At 27.3% G+C, this 19,605-nt stretch carries 15 protein-coding genes, 2 tRNA genes, 1 other RNA gene and 1 riboswitch; of the genes, 8 read left to right on the top strand and 10 right to left on the bottom strand.

What is annotated here, in order from left to right; genetic code table 11:
• Nucleotides 1-508 precede the first annotated feature (508 nt).
• The 4 genes from R4I97_RS00255 to R4I97_RS00240 form a co-directional block, all read right to left on the bottom strand.
• Nucleotides 509-2,149 carry a peptide ABC transporter substrate-binding protein gene (locus R4I97_RS00255; RefSeq protein ID WP_335783164.1) on the bottom strand — a complete coding sequence of 547 codons (1,641 nt, stop codon included), beginning with the start codon at nucleotides 2,147-2,149 and terminating at the stop codon, nucleotides 509-511.
• Nucleotides 2,150-2,303: 154 nt separating this feature from the next.
• Nucleotides 2,304-2,426: riboswitch (TPP riboswitch) on the bottom strand.
• A gap of 737 nt (nucleotides 2,427-3,163) precedes the next feature.
• Nucleotides 3,164-3,258, bottom strand: an RNA gene (gene ffs, locus R4I97_RS00250) — signal recognition particle sRNA small type.
• Nucleotides 3,259-3,282: 24 nt separating this feature from the next.
• Nucleotides 3,283-3,367, bottom strand: a tRNA-Ser gene (locus tag R4I97_RS00245).
• Nucleotides 3,368-3,383: 16 nt separating this feature from the next.
• Nucleotides 3,384-3,457, bottom strand: a tRNA-Arg gene (locus R4I97_RS00240).
• Between the two features lie 277 nt (nucleotides 3,458-3,734).
• Between R4I97_RS00240 and R4I97_RS00235 the strand changes: the two genes are divergently transcribed.
• Nucleotides 3,735-4,787, top strand: a complete 1,053-nt coding sequence (locus tag R4I97_RS00235; RefSeq protein WP_335783163.1) for a DegT/DnrJ/EryC1/StrS family aminotransferase — start codon at nucleotides 3,735-3,737, stop codon at nucleotides 4,785-4,787.
• Nucleotides 4,788-4,791: 4 nt separating this feature from the next.
• Here R4I97_RS00235 and R4I97_RS00230 read toward each other — a convergent pair whose 3' ends face one another.
• From R4I97_RS00230 to dnaN, 4 genes are all read right to left on the bottom strand, one after another.
• Nucleotides 4,792-5,634, bottom strand: a complete 843-nt coding sequence (locus R4I97_RS00230) for a toxin A (RefSeq protein ID WP_335783162.1) — start codon at nucleotides 5,632-5,634, stop codon at nucleotides 4,792-4,794.
• 143 nt (nucleotides 5,635-5,777) lie between these two features.
• Nucleotides 5,778-7,265 carry a hypothetical protein gene (locus R4I97_RS00225; RefSeq protein WP_335783161.1) on the bottom strand — a complete coding sequence of 496 codons (1,488 nt, stop codon included), beginning with the start codon at nucleotides 7,263-7,265 and terminating at the stop codon, nucleotides 5,778-5,780.
• A gap of 21 nt (nucleotides 7,266-7,286) precedes the next feature.
• Nucleotides 7,287-8,045, bottom strand: a complete 759-nt coding sequence (locus tag R4I97_RS00220; protein ID WP_335783160.1) for a hypothetical protein — start codon at nucleotides 8,043-8,045, stop codon at nucleotides 7,287-7,289.
• 604 nt (nucleotides 8,046-8,649) lie between these two features.
• Entirely contained in the window at nucleotides 8,650-9,777 is a 1,128-nt protein-coding gene (dnaN, locus tag R4I97_RS00215; protein ID WP_295298698.1) for a DNA polymerase III subunit beta, read from the bottom strand.
• Between the two features lie 188 nt (nucleotides 9,778-9,965).
• Here dnaN and R4I97_RS00210 point away from each other — a divergent pair, with 188 nt between their 5' ends.
• The 5 genes from R4I97_RS00210 to R4I97_RS00190 all read left to right on the top strand — a co-directional run bounded on the left by R4I97_RS00210 (nucleotide 9,966) and on the right by R4I97_RS00190 (nucleotide 14,881).
• Nucleotides 9,966-11,885, top strand: coding sequence for a hypothetical protein (locus tag R4I97_RS00210; protein ID WP_335783159.1), 1,920 nt, complete (start codon nucleotides 9,966-9,968; stop codon nucleotides 11,883-11,885).
• Nucleotides 11,886-11,888: 3 nt separating this feature from the next.
• Nucleotides 11,889-12,545, top strand: coding sequence for a uracil-DNA glycosylase family protein (locus R4I97_RS00205; RefSeq protein ID WP_335783158.1), 657 nt, complete (start codon nucleotides 11,889-11,891; stop codon nucleotides 12,543-12,545).
• Nucleotides 12,546-12,660: 115 nt separating this feature from the next.
• On the top strand, nucleotides 12,661-13,686 hold the full coding sequence (locus tag R4I97_RS00200; protein ID WP_335783157.1) for a glycosyltransferase family 8 protein: 1,026 nt from the start codon (nucleotides 12,661-12,663) through the stop codon (nucleotides 13,684-13,686).
• Between the two features lie 14 nt (nucleotides 13,687-13,700).
• The gene (locus R4I97_RS00195; RefSeq protein WP_335783156.1) at nucleotides 13,701-14,696 is read left to right on the top strand and encodes a glycosyltransferase family 8 protein; all 996 of its coding nucleotides are present in this window, start codon (nucleotides 13,701-13,703) and stop codon (nucleotides 14,694-14,696) included.
• Nucleotides 14,697-14,710: 14 nt separating this feature from the next.
• Nucleotides 14,711-14,881, top strand: a complete 171-nt coding sequence (locus tag R4I97_RS00190; protein ID WP_199749261.1) for a glycosyltransferase — start codon at nucleotides 14,711-14,713, stop codon at nucleotides 14,879-14,881.
• Between the two features lie 128 nt (nucleotides 14,882-15,009).
• Here R4I97_RS00190 and R4I97_RS00185 read toward each other — a convergent pair whose 3' ends face one another.
• Together R4I97_RS00185 and R4I97_RS00180 are read right to left on the bottom strand one after the other, a co-directional pair.
• Nucleotides 15,010-16,077: a glycosyltransferase family 2 protein gene (locus R4I97_RS00185; RefSeq protein WP_335783155.1), complete on the bottom strand. Its 1,068-nt coding sequence runs from the start codon at nucleotides 16,075-16,077 to the stop codon at nucleotides 15,010-15,012.
• Between the two features lie 29 nt (nucleotides 16,078-16,106).
• A complete protein-coding gene (locus R4I97_RS00180) occupies nucleotides 16,107-17,039 on the bottom strand; it encodes a glycosyltransferase (RefSeq protein WP_335783154.1) in 933 nt (310 codons plus the stop codon).
• A 325-nt stretch (nucleotides 17,040-17,364) separates the two neighbouring features.
• Here R4I97_RS00180 and glgA point away from each other — a divergent pair, with 325 nt between their 5' ends.
• The gene (gene glgA / locus R4I97_RS00175) at nucleotides 17,365-18,858 is read left to right on the top strand and encodes a glycogen synthase GlgA (protein WP_335783153.1); all 1,494 of its coding nucleotides are present in this window, start codon (nucleotides 17,365-17,367) and stop codon (nucleotides 18,856-18,858) included.
• Between the two features lie 21 nt (nucleotides 18,859-18,879).
• Nucleotides 18,880-19,395, top strand: coding sequence for a DJ-1/PfpI family protein (locus R4I97_RS00170; RefSeq protein ID WP_335783152.1), 516 nt, complete (start codon nucleotides 18,880-18,882; stop codon nucleotides 19,393-19,395).
• Nucleotides 19,396-19,605: the final 210 nt, after the last annotated feature.

Here is a 19,605-nt window from a genome sequence, read left to right as displayed (position 1 = left end):
ATATGAATCTATAATAATGTAAATTTTAATTAAAGTCAATTATTTAAAATATTCTCTTTTACTAATCGTATATTCTTTTTGTTGCAAGTTTTAAGTTTGTTTTAATACCCCGCCCTATTAACTTTTATGTTTTATATAGAAAATATTGCTTTAATATTTTTTAGTGTCTAATTATAAAAAAGCATACCCGCCCAAGCGTTTATTAGACTTAATAATCTACTTTCCCGCACGGTAAATGTATTTATAAAAATAGTAAAAATTGTATTTCAAATTAAATTATATATTTTTGTTTTTCTTAACGTGCGGTGATGGATTTTTAAATTAAAAAAACACTTGGGTGGGGCCTTAAAATTTCTGATTGAGCAATGAATATAGAGAAAGTTTAAATTTTAATTAGAACAGCAAGAGAAAAGGGCGGGGTGTGTAAATAAAATTTTTTAAGAAATAAAATACTATTAAAAAATAGCACTTTATTTCTTAAATTTATTAAAATTATAATTTATTAAAACTATTCTTCAATATAGGCATAATTAAATCTGTATCGTCCCAATGGGTCATCAATATAGTTTTTTAATTTCGGATTTACAACCAAAAAGTCTGTTCTATATATAAAAGGTATTATAGGCATCTCTTCAAAAAGAATAGCCTCTGCTTCTTTTAAAGCTTCCATTCTCTCTTTGGCATTTGTTGAAGTAGTGGCAAAGTTTATTAAATAGTCATATCTTTCATTTGAAAAACCGCCGTAATTTATATCGCTATCGCTTGTCATAATTTGAAGCATTGTGAGAGGGTCATTATAATCGCCTGTCCAGCTTGTTCTGGCCATTTGGTAATTGCCTGACTGTCTGAAAGGAAGTGTGATTTTTGATTCTTCTGTTCTAACTGCCACATTAATATTTAAATTATTTTTCCACATCTGCTGAATAGCCTCTAACACTGTAGTGTAAAAACCAGATGAAACTTTTACTTCTAAAATAGGAAAGTTTTCTCCGTTTGGGTAGCCTGCTTCGGCTAATAATTTTTTTGCTTCTATTATATTATTGCTGTAATTGTTTGCTATTATAAAATTGCTGCTCTCTTCTCTAAAAGATTTTTCAAGTCCTTTTACAACTGGAGGAACAAAGCTTTCTGCTGCTATTAGTTTGCCGTAGCCGATATTGCTTACAATGTAATTTCTGTCTATTGCTAAAGATAATGCTTTTCTTACTCTCTTGTCGGACAAGGTTTTATCTTTATTGTTTAAATCTAAATAATAAACTCCTATAATGTCGCTTACAGCCATAAGGTTTTCTTTTATTAAACTTTCTATCTCGCCAATAGGAGGGGCATTAATAGAAAAGTCAACATCTCCTGTTCTAACGGCATTAAGAGAAATATATTCATCAGCTATCAAAACAAAATTTATTTTCTTAGCAACTTGATTTTTATAATCCCAATAATTAGTATTAAGCTCAAATGCTATTAACTCATCGGGCTTTCTCTCTGTCATCTTGTAAGCACCATTTCCAATATACGCCTCAGTCTTCCATGTCCAATCATCACCGTATTTATTTATAATGTCCTCTCTCACAGGTACATAACAACCACCAGAAGCTAAAATATCTTCAAAGTATAATGTAGGATTTTCAAGTTCTATTGTAAGAGTGTTTTCGTCTATAGCAGTAACTCCCAAAGTCTCAATTGGTTTTTTGCCTGTGTTTATGTCTTTTGCATTTTTTATATAATACATTAAATACGCTATAGGTGAAGCTGTTTTAGGGTCAACAACTCTTCTATATGAATATACAAAATCATCTGCAGTGAGTTTTTTGCCGTCGCTCCATTTTGCATCTTCTCTTATATGGAATGTGTATTTTAATTTATCTTCGCTTATCTCCCATTTGTCTGAAGAGCCTCCTACTATTTTGCCGTTTATGTCTTTTGTCAATAATCCTTCGAAGGCATGATTAATATAAATAAAACCATAAGTCTCATCGTTTATTGCTGGGTCAATAGACTGAAGCTCATAGCCTAAGTTTACTGTAAGTTCATCTTTAATTTTTTTTGTTTCTTTAGTGCAGGAGATGATTAGTAAGAAAGTTAGAAAAATAAAAAATGTTTGAAATAAAGTTTTAATAAAAAAGTTTTTTGTTTTAAGATTGTAAGTCATAAAAAACTCCTAAGAAATATTAAATAGAAATTTTTATAACGCCGTTTGTCTTGTTTTATTGAATTTTGTTTTTAGTCTTGTTTGATTATGAATCTAATTTAATAAAACAAGACCAACATTAGAAAAGGTCTCATTTTATTAAAAGTATAAATAGAATAATAAAAGAGATAATTCCCTACGCTGGCATTACCCAAACAGGTTATAAGGGTCGAAGTTTGCATGTATAAAATTATGTAAACTTCCTCTCAGCCTTTTATAAGCTCCCCATGTTGATAATATCATATAGTATTTTAATTTTTAATCAAGAGAGTGTAGTAGAAAATTTTAAGTTTGTAAATTTCTTTTATTTTGGTATAAAAGAAGCCTATATCCTTCGTATACACTTTGCGAAGAACTGCATTTTATAAACCATAACTTTTGATGTATATACAAAATATAAATATTATTTTATATATTCCAAAGATATAAAGCTAAAACACTTGCGTTTTCGCGAAGCGTGCCCGAAGGGCAAAAACTTTTTGACGAAGTCCGCACCGCGAAGGCGGGAAAAAGAACCAAAAAAAATTATAAAAAATAATTATTTCAATATATACTAAAAATTTTTAGCTTTTTTCATTTTTATTATTTGCAGGGCTTTGCCCCGCACCCCACTTCTTTTATTGGTATAAAAGAAGCAAAAGAACTGCATTTTATAAAGCATAACTTTTGATGTATATACAAAATATAAATATTATTTTATATATTCCAAAGATATAAAGCTAAAATACTTGCGTTTTATTCAACTTTTTTGAGCGACAAAAAAGTTGAATAAAACAAAAACTTATATGACAAAATATTGTTGTTTGACTATATATTTAAGTTTGTAAAAAATTATTTATTTAAATTAATATATTTGCAGGGCTTTACATTTAACGAAGTCCCAGCATATAAGATGGGAAAAGTTGAATAAAAAAGTTATATGTAAAAAGATGTTTATTTATATTAAAAATATTGTAATGAATAAAAAAAGGCCCCTTATAACAGGAGAACTAGCACCCAGTTGGGTTGACTTACCGTTGCTTCCTTCCGAACCTGGCGGATTCATCATCAACTGCCGTAGAACCCCGTTATAAGAGATGTAGAAAACTAAACTACGGAGAGAGTGGGATTCGAACCCACGGTACTTTAACATACACACGACTTCCAATCGTGCTCCTTCAACCGCTCGGACATCTCTCCATATATTTAATTTAAACGTGCCTGAGAAGATTTGAACTTCCAACCTTCAGAACCGCAATCTGATGCTCTATCCAATTGAGCTACAGGCACATAGGTTTTATAGTCTAAAAATTATAACATAAAATATTTTTTTTGCAAATATTTATTTGTGTTTGTTTGGTGTGTGGAAATAAAATATTTTTTAATAAGCTTTAAGCATTATTAATTAATAAAGATTATATATTTATAATATTAATGTTTTATAAATATATATTTCATTAAAAAATCTGAAAAACTAATACACATAAACATATTTGCAAAATATATTGAAAATTATTATATTTAATATATTATAGTAGTAAACAAAAAAATACATGGGGAAGAAAAATTGATACGTCATTCTAGGCCTACTATAAGAAAAAAAGATTTAGAGTCTGCTTTAAGAGTAATGATTAGTGATAATCTTGCTACAGGAGATATTATATATGAGTTTGAGAGAACTTTTGCTGGTTATTTTGGTAAGAGTTTTTCTGCTATATTTGTAAATAGTGGTACTAGTGCTTTGGAATTAATATTAAGACATTTAAATGTTGGAGAGGGCGATGAAGTAATTATGTCATCTTTTTTAAATAGTTCTCCTCTTCAGGTTGTAACAAATCTTAAGGCTACTCCTGTATTGATAGATATAGATGAAGACAGTTTCCAAATTTCTATGGATAATGTTATAGAGGCTATTAACGAAAAAACAAAGGCTATTATAGTTTCACATATGTTTGGTAATTGTGCTTTAATAGATGAGCTTGCTGATATTAAAGTTCCTGTGATAGAAGATGCATCACATAGCTTGGGAGGCAAATATAGAGATACTTTGCTTGGAAGCTTTGGAGATTATGCTTATTTTTCATTATCTGCTACAAGAATGATTACTTCAGGCGGTGCGGGCGGAATGATACTGACTAAAAAAAAGGGAATGGACGCTATAAGAGATATCATCAATTATGATAAAAAGGATAATTTTATTCAAAGATTTAATTATTGTGCTACAGATTTGCAGGCTTCTATAGGTATGGAAGAGCTTAAACATCTTGAGAGAATGGTAGAGGTGAGGGCGGATATTGCTTCTTTTTATGACAGTGCTATATTAGAGAGCAATTTAATAAAGTTGTCTATGCATGATAGTGAAAGTCCTTCTTATTATAGATATGTTTGTATGCTTAATGGTACTATGAATATTTATGATGTAATAAAGATGTTTGAGCGACATAATGTTGAAGTGGCTAGACCTGTATTTAAACCTTTGCATCAATATTTAAACTTGCCTAATGAGGATTTTCCTAATACTGAAAATGCATACTTGAAAAGTGTGTCTTTCCCAATATATCCTACATTGCAAAAAAGTGAGGCTGAACTTATTTGTAAACTTATAAGGCAAATAAGATAAAATGTTAAATAATTTTAAATACTAATCCTGCATCCATATTAAGATAAAGTTTTCCTGTATATGAAGGATGGGATATATATTGACCTATTTTTAAATTAACTTCCGTATAGAATCTGCTTAAAAACTCATATTCAAAATGAGCATAAGCTCCTATAGAATGCCAAAGCTGTTTTGTGTTATTCATATAAGCTAACATGTAATTTATGCCTACTGATAGTGGTGATAAATCAAATAATATCATGCTGTCAAGCTTGTAAGATATATCATTTTGGTCTCTGACAAGAAGCAATTCATAATCTAAATAGTATTTTCCATTATTAATATATGCATATTTAAATGTTAAACCTGCCTGTAATATTAAGCCTGTTCCGTCAAATAGATTGTTAAATAGAGGAAGCATAAAAGTAGGAGTTGCCTCTGCTTCAAATGATATATTATCTGTTTTTAATGCTTTGTTTATAGCATTGGTGTCAACTGCAATATTTGGACTGTCAAAATTAATGAACCCTCTTTTACCAGCTGTATAATAATTAACTAAAGAAACGCTTGCATTTATATTAAAATATTTTGAAATAGAAGAGTCTACATATATTTTGAGTTTATTTCTTTCAGCATCTAAATGATCGCTTATTCCTATATCAGTTCTCACACCTTCCCATATATAACCTGGAAAAACATCTGTAATAAATCTATAGTATAGAGATAACTTTCCGCCTCCGTCTAAATATGGAAAGAAATATCCGTCTAAATCGGCTCTAATATAAAGCCCAGGCTGTATAGTGGTTTGGGCATGCAGTATTGATGTAATAATTAAATATATAACAATTAAATACTTTATTAACTTCATTTACAAAACTAAAAATTAGTATATATATATTATATAATATATTAGAAAAAATTGCATATATGTTAAAAAATGAGGGATAAGTTTTAAAAAACCTATCCCCTGAACACATTTATTTAGTAGAAAAATTGAAAAAAGATAATGTCTTATAGTCTATAAGAAAGCTGAGCACCCCAAGAATCTATATTTAATAAACTTTGTGGTGTAGTAGCAGTACCTGTTGTAGGAGTAGTACGAGCAACTAAGAATAAGTCAATAAAGAAATCTTCTCCAACTATGAAACCCATACCAGTATATAAGTTCATTGCAGATTCAAAATTATAATCGAAAGTTTTATATTTTCCGCCAGCTAATACTTCAGTTGAACCGCTAGTCATAGCGAAACCTAATCTGTAGCTAACACCAGCTCTAAACTCAAACCAATCAACAGGCTTGAAAGCAGTACCAACAGGAAGCTCAACATAAGGAGTAGTTACTACTAATGAATTTTTGTTTCCTGAAGTAGTAGTATTTTCTGTTGCAGCTTCTCCTGTAGTTTCTCTTTTTGATACAGTTTTTACGTTTCCAGCATTTGTAACATTAATAGCTAAACCAACTTTTGGCTCCATTACTAATCTTACTCTGTCATCAGCCAAGCTCCATTCCAAAGTAGGATAAGCATTAACATCAGCATTCATATTAAACATTTTATCTTGAGTTACAACTGTGCTATTTTTTATTTCTGTAGCAGCAGCACCTACAGGAGTAGTTTTCTCTGTATAATAATAAGCTGATTTTTGACCCATACCATATATATCAAATCCTAAAGTAAGACCGAAGTTTAATCCAGTCATAGGTCCAGCAACTAAAGGCATATAAAACTCTGGAGCTATAGAAAGATTCATAGGATTATTGCTTGTATTTGTAGAGCCTATTTGTGTTTCAGAAGAACTTACATTAGGAGTTTCTGATTTAATTAAACTATATCCTTTTGTATAAGAGTTTCCAGCATCATTTATAGTTAATCTTACAGGTATTTTTAATTTCATTTCACCAAATACTAAACCTACTGCTACTTCATGTACCCATTGAGAGTTGCCTGTAGTGTTTGTAATAGCTGAGAAATTTTTATCATTAGCAGGGTCAAAGCTTGTATATCCTTCTGCTGCTTGTTTGCTGTTTCCTCTTGCTATTAAATAATGAATAGATATCATATCATTGATTTTGAATACTGGTCTAATAGCAAAAGTAGAGCCTGTAGTAACTTCTTTACCAAGAGTAATATTATTAAGAGATGGTGTAGCACTATATGGATTATAATCAGTTCTTGATTCATTCATAGAGTAAATACCAGCAATACCAAAATACATAGCATTATTTAATATAGGCACACCAAAGAATGCTTGTACAGCAGTAGAATCACTTGAGTTAAAACCAGGTACATAACCAGCTGAGAATATTGTTCTGTTTAAGTCGAATACATCTTTAGCGTTTAATTTATCGCTGTCTGTAGAAAACTCGCCCGCAGTAGCTCTTTTTACAGCAGAATTATCTAAATTATCTATAAAAGTATTCATATTAGCAGTAGGAATTTGTGCGAAAGAATATGCAAAAGTTATGCATAAAGCAGTAAGAATTAATATTAATTTTTTCATTTTTTAATCTCCATTTTTATATTAATAAACCCATATTCTGTAATTACCAGATGTTGTTACTGTTTTTAATGTAATTTGACCATTAGCAGGTACTATTCCATAAAGATATTCATATTGACCGCCATTATTAGCTATACATACATAAGTTTTGCCAGCATTTGCAGCAGTTAAATCTATTTGAGCAGCACTAATAGTACCTTCAAAACTTGGTTTTTCTGAAATTTTCTCTATATCCATATATTGATATTTTATTGTTAGATTTCCTGTTATTGTTGTATCAATATGTATTGCAGTAGTGCCATAATAATCAAAAGGTATATTATTTCCATAAGCATCAGTTACAGAGATTACATTTCTTTCAAATAGGAATAGCGGATCATTTATAGTTGCAGTTCCTGAACTAGCTTGTACTATAGCTGTTTTAGTTGCCATAGGTGCCATTAAAGTTTTAGTATATTTATATTTAATATAAGCATATCCAGTACTTTGGGTTATATTAAATTGATATATTCCCCCATCTGAATTTTTTTGAATAGCAGACACTGTATCTATTACATCTCCAACTTTTACTTCAACTATTTCTGTTACTTTTTCCCCAGCTCTTGCAAAGCTTGAAACATCAACAGTAGTACTACTTAAATTAGCACTGCCTATTATAGTTCCTGAAGATACTTCTACTTTTTGTACCTTATATGCGTCTGATGGTTTTGTTGAGTCTGCTCCGCAGCTTATAACGAATAATGATGATACAAGCATTAGAGCTAATAAAGTTTTTTTCATTTTCTTTTCTCCTTGATTTTTTTACTTTATTTAAATATTATTGTTATAATAATATCTAGCAGTAGAATGGATTTTAAAAAAACAAAATGCAGCATACTTTTTCAGTAATACTGCATTTTGCGTGTGCAATGAAAGTTTGTAAATCTTTATGAAATAAATAAGATAATTGACAAATTTTTTTAATAAGGTGGTTATAGAATTAGTGTAGTGTAGTGTAGTGTAGTGTAGTGTAGTGTAGTGTAGTGTAGTGTAGTCATAGTAGTTATCCCAATAACTATATCTGTAATTTTATTAATGGTATTTTAATATAAAAACCTTAAAAGTCAAATAGAAATTTGATATTTATTTAATTTTTTTAAAAAAAATATATTTTTTTGTACACTTTTTTAAAAAAATTCTTAAATTTACATCAAAAGTATAATAAAAAAATATTTTGAATGTAAAAAATGTCTTGTAGTAATATCAAAAAATATTTTTATTTTCTAATTTAATCACTACTTTTTTAAAAAATAATGTATAGATAAAAGATATACAATTACTGTTATTTAATAGTTTTATAGCATATTTTTATAAAACTATTAAATAAAATATGTTATAATACAAATTACTCTTCGCCAATGCTCATAGGCATAATGATGAAATAATAATCCTCTCTCTCTATTTCTCTCACTACTGTAGGACTTGAATCTTTATTAACCATAAATGTAACTATCTCGGAATCTATTTGTTTTATTACATCTTGAATATAAGTATAATTATAAGCAACAGAATGTTCTTCACCTGTATATTTAATGTCTATTTCTTCTAAAGATTCTCCCATTTCTTGGTTTATACCTTTAACTTTTAAAGACTCTTCAGAAACAGTAAGTATCATTCTCTTAGAGCGAACATCATTAATCATAGGAACTACTCTTCTAATAGCATCGAGTAAGTCATTTTTGTTCACTCTAAAACTATAAGCAAACTCTTTAGGTATAACCTGTCTAAAATTAGGATATTTTCCTTCTATAAGACTTGACACAAAGTCATATTTACCAACTTGGAAATATACTTGCTGACCGTCAACTCCCATTTTTACCTGTTCAACATCATCATAGCTTGCAGTAACAAGTATCTCATTTAATACTTTAGGCTCTATTATTATTGAAAAAGAACCAGCATCAATACCCTCAAATTCTCTCTCTATGATAGCCATTCTTCTTCCGTCTGTAGCAACTGCTAAAAATTTAGAGTCAGTTTTTTCAAAACATATACCTCTTAAAGCAGGTTTGAAAGGTTCTTTGGCAATTGAAGATATAGTTTTATTAATCATAGTAACCAATTCTTTAGTAGGAAGCATTATGTAATTAATATCACTATTGCTTTCAGGATAAGCAGGGAAATCATCTGTTTTCATTCCAATTATTAAGTGTTTAGTTTTACCGTTTTCAGATTCTATGTTAATTTTTTCATTTTCTTCAACATTTATAGTAATCATACCATCAGGCATTTCTTTAAGTATAGAGCTTATTTTTTTAGCATATACTGCAACAGTACCTTCTCCCTCACAATCATCAAGCATAATTCTGCTTCTTGCCCAAACAGAGCCGTCTGTAGCTGTTAATGTAAGCATATTTCCAGCAAGATGAAAAAGCACATTGCTTTCTATATTATATATTACTTTTCCTTCAACAACGTTTTCTGTAACTCCAATAGATTTTACTATATCTTTTTTTAAACATCTAAATTTCATCGCTTCCTCTTTTCTATATAAAATTATAGCTTATGTAGTTTATTATTTTAACATAAAAAAGTTTTTTTACAATATACATAAACTATTATATTTAGCAGTAATACTATTAATTTAATATATTTGCATAATTGAAATTTTAATTGTTTTCATTTATCATAAAAAACTATAATACATACTGAGGTTAAAATATGAAAAATATTATTATTACAATACTTGCTTTAACAATAATGTCCTGCGGCGGTGGAAATAAAGAAGCAAATCAAACAGCACAAAATACTAATGAACAAAAAACTGCTTCATCAGTTAATCAAAGCAAACAAACAGATAATCAAAAAGAATTCTTTGATATGAAATATGTTTATAAAGGTGTTAGAGTAGATAAAGCTAAATTTGATGAAGAGGTTAAAAATATAAGAGAAAATAATGGATATGCAAAAAGAAATTTTGATTTTCTTAATAGGAAATTTGCAAATGATAATGAAAGAAAAAAATATTCTATAGAGTTTATATCAAATGTTAATTATGATTCATTTAGCGAAACATTCTCAAGTTGGGATAGATATAATGAGGATTTGACAGATTATTATGCTGATGAATATTTATATGTAGAGCAGAATTTAGCATTAAAAAAGGCAAGAGAGGAGTTATTAAAATTAAATAAAAAAGATGCTGATGTTTATTTAGCTTTGTTCTTATCTCATTTTGCTTGCGATTCGCTTTATTATTTTGAAGAAGAAAAAAAGTATTTAACAGAATGGAAAAAAGCAGGCGGAACTAATATATCTATGATGATAGCAAAGTATGATGATGATAATGCTTACAGCAATAAAATGAAATTAGTTGATTATATAATAGAAGCTCCTGATTCTTTAAGAGCAGAAAAATTAGTTGCTGATGCTTATAACAATGGTTTCTCTAGATATATTGCAAAAAATAATGGATATATAGATTTATTTAATGAAAATAATTATTCTTTAAGTTCAATTGAATTGGAAGGTACAGCTCATATAGCTGCAGTAAATATAGTACCGGAAATACTTAATACGAATATAATAAATAAATATTTAAAAACCTATGTTATAAATAGACTCAGCAATGATAAATTATATTTTGATGATGCGGAGTATTTTAGAAATTATTATGGAATTGATTTGATGGAGTATTATGACGGATGGAATGGACTTAGTTTTCTTCAGTTTAAGAAAAATACATTTTTAATTGAATCAAAAGTAAATATGCATTATTATAATCCTGAGTTTATGAATGATCATATATATGCTTCATTTGAAGAAGTAAAAACTTATAATTTCAGACTTGGAGATATAGGTGAAGTAGAGTCTGCTGAAATTAATTCAATTTCTACAAATGATTTGAAAGATTATGCTAAAGGCTCTAAATTTATAAGTTTCGGTCAATTTGATGGAGAAAAATATTTGGAGTATATAGATGAAACAATGGGTTGGCGTATATATTTTCCATCTTTCTTCTTATGCGACATAAATAATGACGGTAAAGAAGAATTAATGCTTTCAGGGGATTATGATTATGGCGGAGGAAGAGGCGGTACAGTGAATTTTACTTTACTTTTGAAAGATAATTTGGAAGTAGATTTTGATTCAGAAATAGGACAGCTTATTAATAATAAAGATTATCAAGATTTAGAATGTATTCAAAAAATATATACTGAAGACGGTAAAAATAAAATGTTTTTATTAGATAAATCTTATAATAAGGCACTTGATATATTCATTGATAATAATGAAATAAAGAATGCAGATTATTTTGATTATATCACGTATAGTTATCAGCCAAAATTGCAATGGAAAGGAAGTATACTTGACGGAGTACCTGAAGGAGCTTTAAAAACTGACGCGAGTTTTGATATGTCTAAGGCAGAAAATGCATCAGATAAAGCAATAGTATCCGACAGAACTTTGAGAATGGCTGACAAACTTATAAGCGATGCATATTTTGCTAAAAAAGAAACTTTAGATAAACAAGGACAAGAAGAATTATTGGAGCAAAGAAGAAAAGAGATAAAAGCTATTCAAGATAAAAAAGGAGATATTAAAGCAATAGAAGCTGAAATGCTTAAAATATTAGAATAGTTTATGGAAAATAATACAGAAACACATCTTTTTAGCGATACTAATTTCTTTTTTGATGATAGCAATACACTTATACTTGGGAGTTTTCCTGTGCCGTTATATACTCAAGAAGAAAAATTTAATTTGCTTGATGATGAAGAGAAAAATAATGCTTGGTATTATTCAAGTAAAAAAAGTGAGTTTTGGAAATTAATTGCTTATAGTTTTGATATTGATAATAAAGATTTTTTGGTTTCTAAAGAATTAAAAAAAAAGCTTTTTTATGATAAAAGAATAGCTATAGCAGATGTGTTTTATAAATGCAAAAGAAAAAATAAAAATAGCTCTAAAGATACTGATTTGATTGTAGTGGAATATAATAATTTAATTGTTGATATTATAAAAAATATAAAGCTTATAATTTTTACAAGCAGATTTACAGAGAATAATTTTTTTAAAATATTAAATAATAATGGTATAGAATATAATTTAATTGAAAACGAAGAGAAAAATATTTTTGATTTATCAGAAGAGATAATTAATTCCGTTCGTGAGAGATATCTTATTGTGAAAAACAAAAAAATAAAAATAGCAACCATTACTTTAAAAATTAGCCCTATTAAAGGAGTTAGTCTTTATTCTACAAAACAATTATTATTTAAACACTATTTGAATAGATAAAATATTATAATAATTTTAATTATAGAAATATATATTATTATTGTTTTTTTATATAAAATAATATATATTTCAAAATGTAAATATTTATAGTAATTTTTAATTTTATAGGTATGTTATGATAGATGTAAATGTATGTTTTGCTTCAAATGACGGATATGCTCCATATATGGGAACTGCAATAGCATCATTACTTTCAAATGCTGAAGATGATGAGAATATTAATATATATATAATTTCAGAAAATATTAATGATTTAAATAAACAAAAACTTTTATCTTTAAAAAAAATAAGAGATTGTAATATAAGTTTTGTAGAACCTAAAGAAGAAATTTTTAAATACATCTCAAAATATAATATGAAGGCTAATTCTACTTGGTTTAGATTGTCAATTCCATCATTAATACCAAATGCTGAAAAGATAATATATTTAGACGGGGATATGATAATTAATTCAAGCTTAAGAGAATTATTTTTAGATGATATGGGGGACTATTATGCTTATGTAGTAGAAGATGTTATGGATAGAATAGATGAAGTAAAAGGGCCTATAGGTTTCAGTAAATCGGATAAATATTTTAATGCTGGTTTTTTGATGATAAATAATAAACTTTGGATAAAGGATAATTTAGAAGAAAAATTTTATAATGCTATAGATGCTATGCCTATACTTTCGTATAGAGATCAGGATATACTTAATTATTGTTTAAAAAATAGGGTAAAATTTATAGATAAAAAATGGAATTTTTTAGATAATAAATCATGTTATAAAGAAATTAATGCAAACCTTAATGATATTAATATTATACATTGCATAGGAAAACCTTGGAAAAAAGAATGTAATGTTTCTTTTTTTGCTGATGAGTTTTGGAAATATTATCAGCTTACTCCTTGGTTTTTGGAGCGGCCTATAGATGCTATACAAACAATATTGGCTCAAAAGTACAGCGATTATGAAGAGGCTAAATTAAAAATAAGTGATGTAAGATGTTTTGGTGTTTATCACAATAGAAATACTTTAGAGATAGTAATATTTTTTATAAAGATAAGAATAGAGATGAGTTTTAAGAATGTAAATAAAATAGCATGGTTTATACCAGTAAGGAAGTGGAGGGAAGCTTTTAAAAGAGCTTTCGATGTTTAATAAAGGAGAATTTTATGAGAATGGATATATGTTTATCAGCAGATGATAATTATGCAAAATATATGGGTACAACTATTGCTTCAATACTTTCAAATTCCAAAGAAGATGAAGAAATATATTTTCATTTGTTAGACGGCGGAATAACAGAAGAAAATAAAAATAAATTATTATCATTAAAAAAAATAAAAAATTGTGAAATGAAATTTTATACACCAGATATAAAAAAATATAGACATTGGTTTGAAATATCTAATAAACCTAATTGGGTTTCAGAAGCAACTTTTTATAGACTTTCAATTCATGATCTGGTAGAGGATGTTGATAAAATATTATATTTGGATTGTGATATTATAGTTAATGATAGTTTAAAAGAAATATTTGAAATGGATATATCTAATTATTATGCTTTAGTTGTTGATAATGCTAGAAACGATAATTATTTTAATGCAGGTGTAATAATGATGAATGTTCATTTATGGAGAAAAAATAATATTAGTAAAGAATTTGATGAATGTTTTTTGAATAATTATTCTACAATTTGGGCGGATGAAGGTTTATTAAATGAGTGTTTAAAAAATAGAGTTAAATTTATAGAAACTAAGTGGAATTTTTTTGCTAATAAGATGCAGCAATATTATATAGATTATAATTTGAATGATGTAAAAATAATTCATTATATGTCATTTAAACCATGGAAATATGATTGTACGAGTGTTATATTTATAGATGAGTTTTGGAAATATTATCAATTAACACCTTGGTTTTTAGAGAGGCCTATAGATGCTATACAAACTATATTAGCACAAAAATATGGAGATTATGAAGAGACTAAATTAAAAATAAGTGATGTAAGATTTTTTGGTGTTTATCATAATAGAAATACTTTAGAGATAGTAATATTTTTTATAAAGATAAGAATAGAGATGAGTTTTAAGAATGTCAATAAAATAGCATGGTTTATACCAGTAAGGAAGTGGAGGGAAGCTTTTAAAAGAGCTTTCGATGTTTAATAAAGGAAAATTTTATGAGAATGGATATATGTTTATCAGCAGATGATAATTATGCTAAATATATGGGTACAACTATTGCTTCAATACTTTCAAATTCTAAAGAAGATGAGGAAATATATTTTCATTTACTAGACGGCGGAATAACAGAAGAAAACAAAAATAAATTATTATCCTTAAAAATATAAAGAATTTCAATATTATGTTTTATAGTCTGAATAATATAAATTTAGCTTTATACAGTAAAAAAATAGCTTGATAGATTCCTATAAAAAATTAATAGATAAATTTAGAAGCAATATTTTAGATTAATTTGTTATGGTATAATATTTTTACTTCTTAGTATTTTTAATATGAAAGATGGGATACATTTTCTTATAGTTTTATACAAAGTGACGAAGTAGTAATAAAAAGTTTCATAATTATTCTTTTCTAATGTTTTAAAGTAAGTATTTTTTAGATAGACATTTGATACTTTTAAATCATTTTTATTCAAATTTATATTTTTAAATAGTTCATATATTCTATTATATTCTTTTTCAATGCTTTCTTTTGAATATAAGTTATTTATAGTATTAAACAGCATATACATAATGATATCAAATACATAACCGATATATTTTCTGTTATTTTGATAATATGCTTTTAGAGATTCATTAGAAATTTCTATAATATTTTCTATATAATCTTTATTTGTTATATGTGTACCTTCTTCATTTCTTTGTATGCAATTGTATACAGCTTTATTATTTATAGCTATAATAGGATTAAAAGCCAACACGGTTAATATAAAGCATAAATCTTCACCATTTCTTATAGAATTAAACATTATATTGTTTTTTAAAATAAATTTTCTTTTAAATAATTTACTCCATACAGTCGTTGTTATTGGTTTATTATTTGGTTTAGTAATGTTCATTGAATTGATGAAATCAGCGATTGATAGTTTATATAATCCTTCTTCTATAGTTTCATTTTTGCTTTTTAAATTTGTTTTTCTTTCATAATTTTTATTATATGTTTCTATATTTTCTGTTTTTGTTAAATCAGCATTATATTTTTTTGATGTACTATATAATTCATAAAAATAATTTTCATTTATATAATCATCAGAATCTACAAAACCTATATATTCTCCTTTGGCTTGTTTTATTCCAACATCTCTATTATATCCCATACCCATATTTTTTTCATTTTCTATAAGTATGATTCTATTATCTTTCTTTTGAAATTCTTTTATTATATTTATGCTGTTATCTGTGCTTTTATCATCTATACATATAATTTCAATTTCTTTAAGAGTTTGATTTATTATACTATTTAAACATTTTTCTAAATATTGTTCAGTATTGTAAACTAATATTATTATACTTACTTTTATCATATTTACAGTCCGTATTAAAATAGCATACTTTATCTTCCAGAAAGCCCAATCTTTTTTAGTAAAAATCCTCTAACTTTATTTCTTAAATTATAATTTGGTATAAGCCACACTATTTTGTCTATAATTTTTCTTTTTTTATATATTTCATTATAAGTTGTATTTCCGCCTGCTTCTATCCATATTTTATTATTTTCTTCCCAATCTTTATTATATGTATCTCTCCAAAATTTTTTAGGCCCTATTGAATGAAGTATATAAGCATCATTGGCGATTTCAGACCATGGCACACAATTATATCTTTTATCTAATTCATTTATTTCTATATTAAAATAATGTATGGCTATACTTAAAGTATCTTCATCATTTAATTTATATTTCATTACGAAATCATATAACCATTTTTTCATTTCTTTATATTTAGGCAGTGTATCATTAATTATATATATTCCAGCCATAATTTCTTTTTGATTTATATCATATCCATCTTTTATGATATTATCTATTGTTTTTTGTTTAGCATTATTTTTCAATTTATCTATAATTTTACTATCGTTTTCATAATAGCATATATTCCAATTACCTTTTATATCAAATATATGTGAGATATCTTTCTGTATTACAACATCAGTGTCTATGTAGAATAACTGTTTGTAGTCGTCAAGAATATCAAAACCTTCAAATCTTGCGTATGTGAATAAACTGTAATAGGTAAACATATTTGTATTTTGTGTGTTATTATCGAATGGAGATTTATATATTTTAATAATTATTCTTGGGAAAATTTTTTTAAGAGCATTTTCATCATTAATGTTTAATTTATCGGTATAAAATATTATGTCATATTCTTCATCTTTCAAGTTTTGAAATAGATATTTTTTAGCACCTATTATAACATTTCCAACAGCAAAAGCCTCATTTCCTGTAGAGCATAATAAAAGAGCCATTTTCTTTTTAGTTTTCATATTTATATTTCCGACTATTTTTTAATTATTTCTATTTTATTATATGTTATAATAACAAAAAAATAAATAATTTGATATTTTTTAATATAACATATTTTTATATATTATTTATCATAGAAAGAATTATTAATTTAAAATTAATAATACTTTGAAAATAATAAAAAATATCAACTATTACTTTAAATTATCCTTATTATCGGCGGAGTCTTTATTTTCAAAGTAATTATTAAATTTAAATAGCTAAAAAATATATTACTATTTTGCTTGAAGTTTTTTCATAAAGTAGTATATTTAAAAAGTATTTACATATTTAGGAGTTTTTAATATGTCAAAAATGAGAGTAGTTATAGCTTCATCAGAGGCTGTTCCTTTTATAAAGACAGGAGGTTTAGCAGATGTTGCTGGATCTTTACCAATATATTTAAAAAAGCTAGATGTAGAAGTTTCAGTTGTTATTCCAAAGTATAGAGATATTGATTTTAAGGGCTGTTATTTAGAGAATGTACTTCCTACTATGGGTGTGTGGATGGGTACAGGTGAAGAGTGGTGCAGTGTTTTTAAGACTGTATATAATGGTATAGATTTTTATTTTATAGAGCATCATCATTTCTTTAGTAGGGAAGGTCTTTATCATGATAATGCTTTTAATGACTATCAGGATAATGCTTGGAGGTTTGGATTTTTTTCAAGAGCAGTGCTTCAATTATGCAAGGATTTAAATTTAAAACCAGATGTAGTTCACGCTAATGATTGGCAGACAGCAGCAATATCAGCATATATAAAAACTTGGCACTGGAATGATGAAGTAGGTAAAGCAGCAAGTGTACTTACTATACATAATGCTAACTATCAAGGTATTTATAATGCCGCAAGCACTTATAATTATTTAGGTTTGGGTTGGAATAATTTTAGCCCAGATACTTTTGAAGACCATGGTAATATTAATTTACTAAAGGGCGGAATATTCTTCTCTGATTTGGTTACAACAGTAAGCCCAACTTATGCAAAAGAAATAGCTTCCCCTTATGGCGGTCATGGTATAGCACCTTATTTAAACAATAAAACAACAAGTTTCTTCGGTATATTAAATGGAATAGATGAAGATGTTTGGTCTCCAGAAAAAGATACTATGATACCAGCACATTTTTCTTCTAAAGATATGAAAGGCAAAAAAATATGTAAGAGAGAATTGCAAAAGAGATTTTTGCTCGCAGAAGATGATGATGTAGCTTTGATTGGTGCTATAGGAAGATTTGTTGATCAGAAGGGGTATCATTTACTTGCTTCTGTTATTGAGCCTTTGATGGCTAATATGAAGTTTCAATTTTGTATACTTGGTACAGGTGATAAAGGTTTTGAGAGTTTCTTTGGTGATTTACCTAAGAGATATCCTGGCAGAATTGGCTCTTATATAGGCTATAGCAATGAATTATCACATTTAATAGAGGCAGGGGCTGATATGTTTGTAATGCCTTCTTTGTTTGAACCTTGCGGACTTAATCAGATGTATTCTTTAAGATATGGAACTATACCTATAGTGCATGCTACTGGAGGGCTTGAAGATACTGTTGAAAACTATAATGAGTCTACAGGCGAAGGTTCTGGATTTAAGTTTTATGATTCTAATGATTCTGCTTTATATAATACTATTGGCTGGGCTATTAGCGTTTATTATGATCATAGAGATAAATTTGAAGCTATGCAAAAACGAGTGATGAAGATAGATAATTCTTGGGAGAAGAGTGCTAAGGAATATGTAAAAGCATATAAGATTGCCATAGAGAACAAGAAAAACTATGATAAAAATTGCGGACTATAATAAAAGGAGAATGTTTAAAAAATGTCTAAAAGTGTAGTATATGTGGTTGCAAATGAAAATTTTCAAGATGAGGAGTTTTTTGAAAGTAAAAAGATTTTAGAATCTAAAGGATATAGTATAAAATTAGCCTCTAGTATAATAGGCGAAGCACATGGAAAATTGGGGAGTACTGTTAATACGGAGCTTTTATTTAGCGAAGTGAGCACTGATGATTTTGATGCTATAGTTTTTGTTGGAGGAGTTGGTTCTATAAAGCTTTGGGACGATTGGCGTACACAGGGGCTTGCTAAATTATTTCTTGACAATGGTAAAATAGTAGCTGGTATTGGAAGCGGGGTTGTTATAATGGCTAATGCGGGTATATTGGCAAATATTAATGTTACTTGTTTAAAAGAAAATGAATCTCCTGTTAGGCATAATAATGCTAATATTGTAGAAGAGAATGTTGTAGTATCCGGCAATATAATAACAGCTAATGGACCAAAATCTGCAAAAGAGTTTGGCAACGTTTTGCTTAATGCTTTAGAAGCAATATAAATTTGTTTATATATACTTAAAATTTTAAGTTTGTAATTTTGATTTTTTTAATTTTATTATGAATATAATAATTTATCTTACATATAAAGCATAATATTAAGATTTAGTATTATTTTATTACTCGCACTTTTTGCTGCGGGAAAAAGAACAATAAAAAAATAACAAACTCAAAAATTTTCAGTATATATAAATTTAAATAAATGATATTTT

It is taken from the genome of Brachyspira pilosicoli (assembly GCF_036997485.1).
GTDB lineage: Bacteria > Spirochaetota > Brachyspiria > Brachyspirales > Brachyspiraceae > Brachyspira > Brachyspira pilosicoli_C.
The sequence above is the reverse complement of the archived record's forward strand: the minus strand, read 5'-3'. Positions and strand labels throughout refer to the sequence as shown.

Bases quoted from the DNA above. Each gene is read 5' to 3' on its own strand.
- R4I97_RS00195 (WP_335783156.1), top strand. From the start codon at position 13,701: ATGAGAATGGATATATGTTTATCAGCAGATGATAATTATGCAAAATAT.
- R4I97_RS00200 (WP_335783157.1), top strand. From the start codon at position 12,661: ATGATAGATGTAAATGTATGTTTTGCTTCAAATGACGGATATGCTCCA.
- R4I97_RS00190 (WP_199749261.1), top strand. From the start codon at position 14,711: ATGAGAATGGATATATGTTTATCAGCAGATGATAATTATGCTAAATAT.
- R4I97_RS00220 (WP_335783160.1), bottom strand. From the start codon at position 8,045: ATGAAAAAAACTTTATTAGCTCTAATGCTTGTATCATCATTATTCGTT.
- R4I97_RS00225 (WP_335783161.1), bottom strand. From the start codon at position 7,265: ATGAAAAAATTAATATTAATTCTTACTGCTTTATGCATAACTTTTGCA.
- R4I97_RS00185 (WP_335783155.1), bottom strand. From the start codon at position 16,077: ATGATAAAAGTAAGTATAATAATATTAGTTTACAATACTGAACAATAT.
- R4I97_RS00210 (WP_335783159.1), top strand. From the start codon at position 9,966: ATGAAAAATATTATTATTACAATACTTGCTTTAACAATAATGTCCTGC.
- R4I97_RS00230 (WP_335783162.1), bottom strand. From the start codon at position 5,634: ATGAAGTTAATAAAGTATTTAATTGTTATATATTTAATTATTACATCA.
- R4I97_RS00170 (WP_335783152.1), top strand. From the start codon at position 18,880: ATGTCTAAAAGTGTAGTATATGTGGTTGCAAATGAAAATTTTCAAGAT.
- R4I97_RS00180 (WP_335783154.1), bottom strand. From the start codon at position 17,039: ATGAAAACTAAAAAGAAAATGGCTCTTTTATTATGCTCTACAGGAAAT.
- R4I97_RS00205 (WP_335783158.1), top strand. From the start codon at position 11,889: ATGGAAAATAATACAGAAACACATCTTTTTAGCGATACTAATTTCTTT.
- glgA (WP_335783153.1), top strand. From the start codon at position 17,365: ATGTCAAAAATGAGAGTAGTTATAGCTTCATCAGAGGCTGTTCCTTTT.
- dnaN (WP_295298698.1), bottom strand. From the start codon at position 9,777: ATGAAATTTAGATGTTTAAAAAAAGATATAGTAAAATCTATTGGAGTT.
- R4I97_RS00255 (WP_335783164.1), bottom strand. From the start codon at position 2,149: ATGACTTACAATCTTAAAACAAAAAACTTTTTTATTAAAACTTTATTT.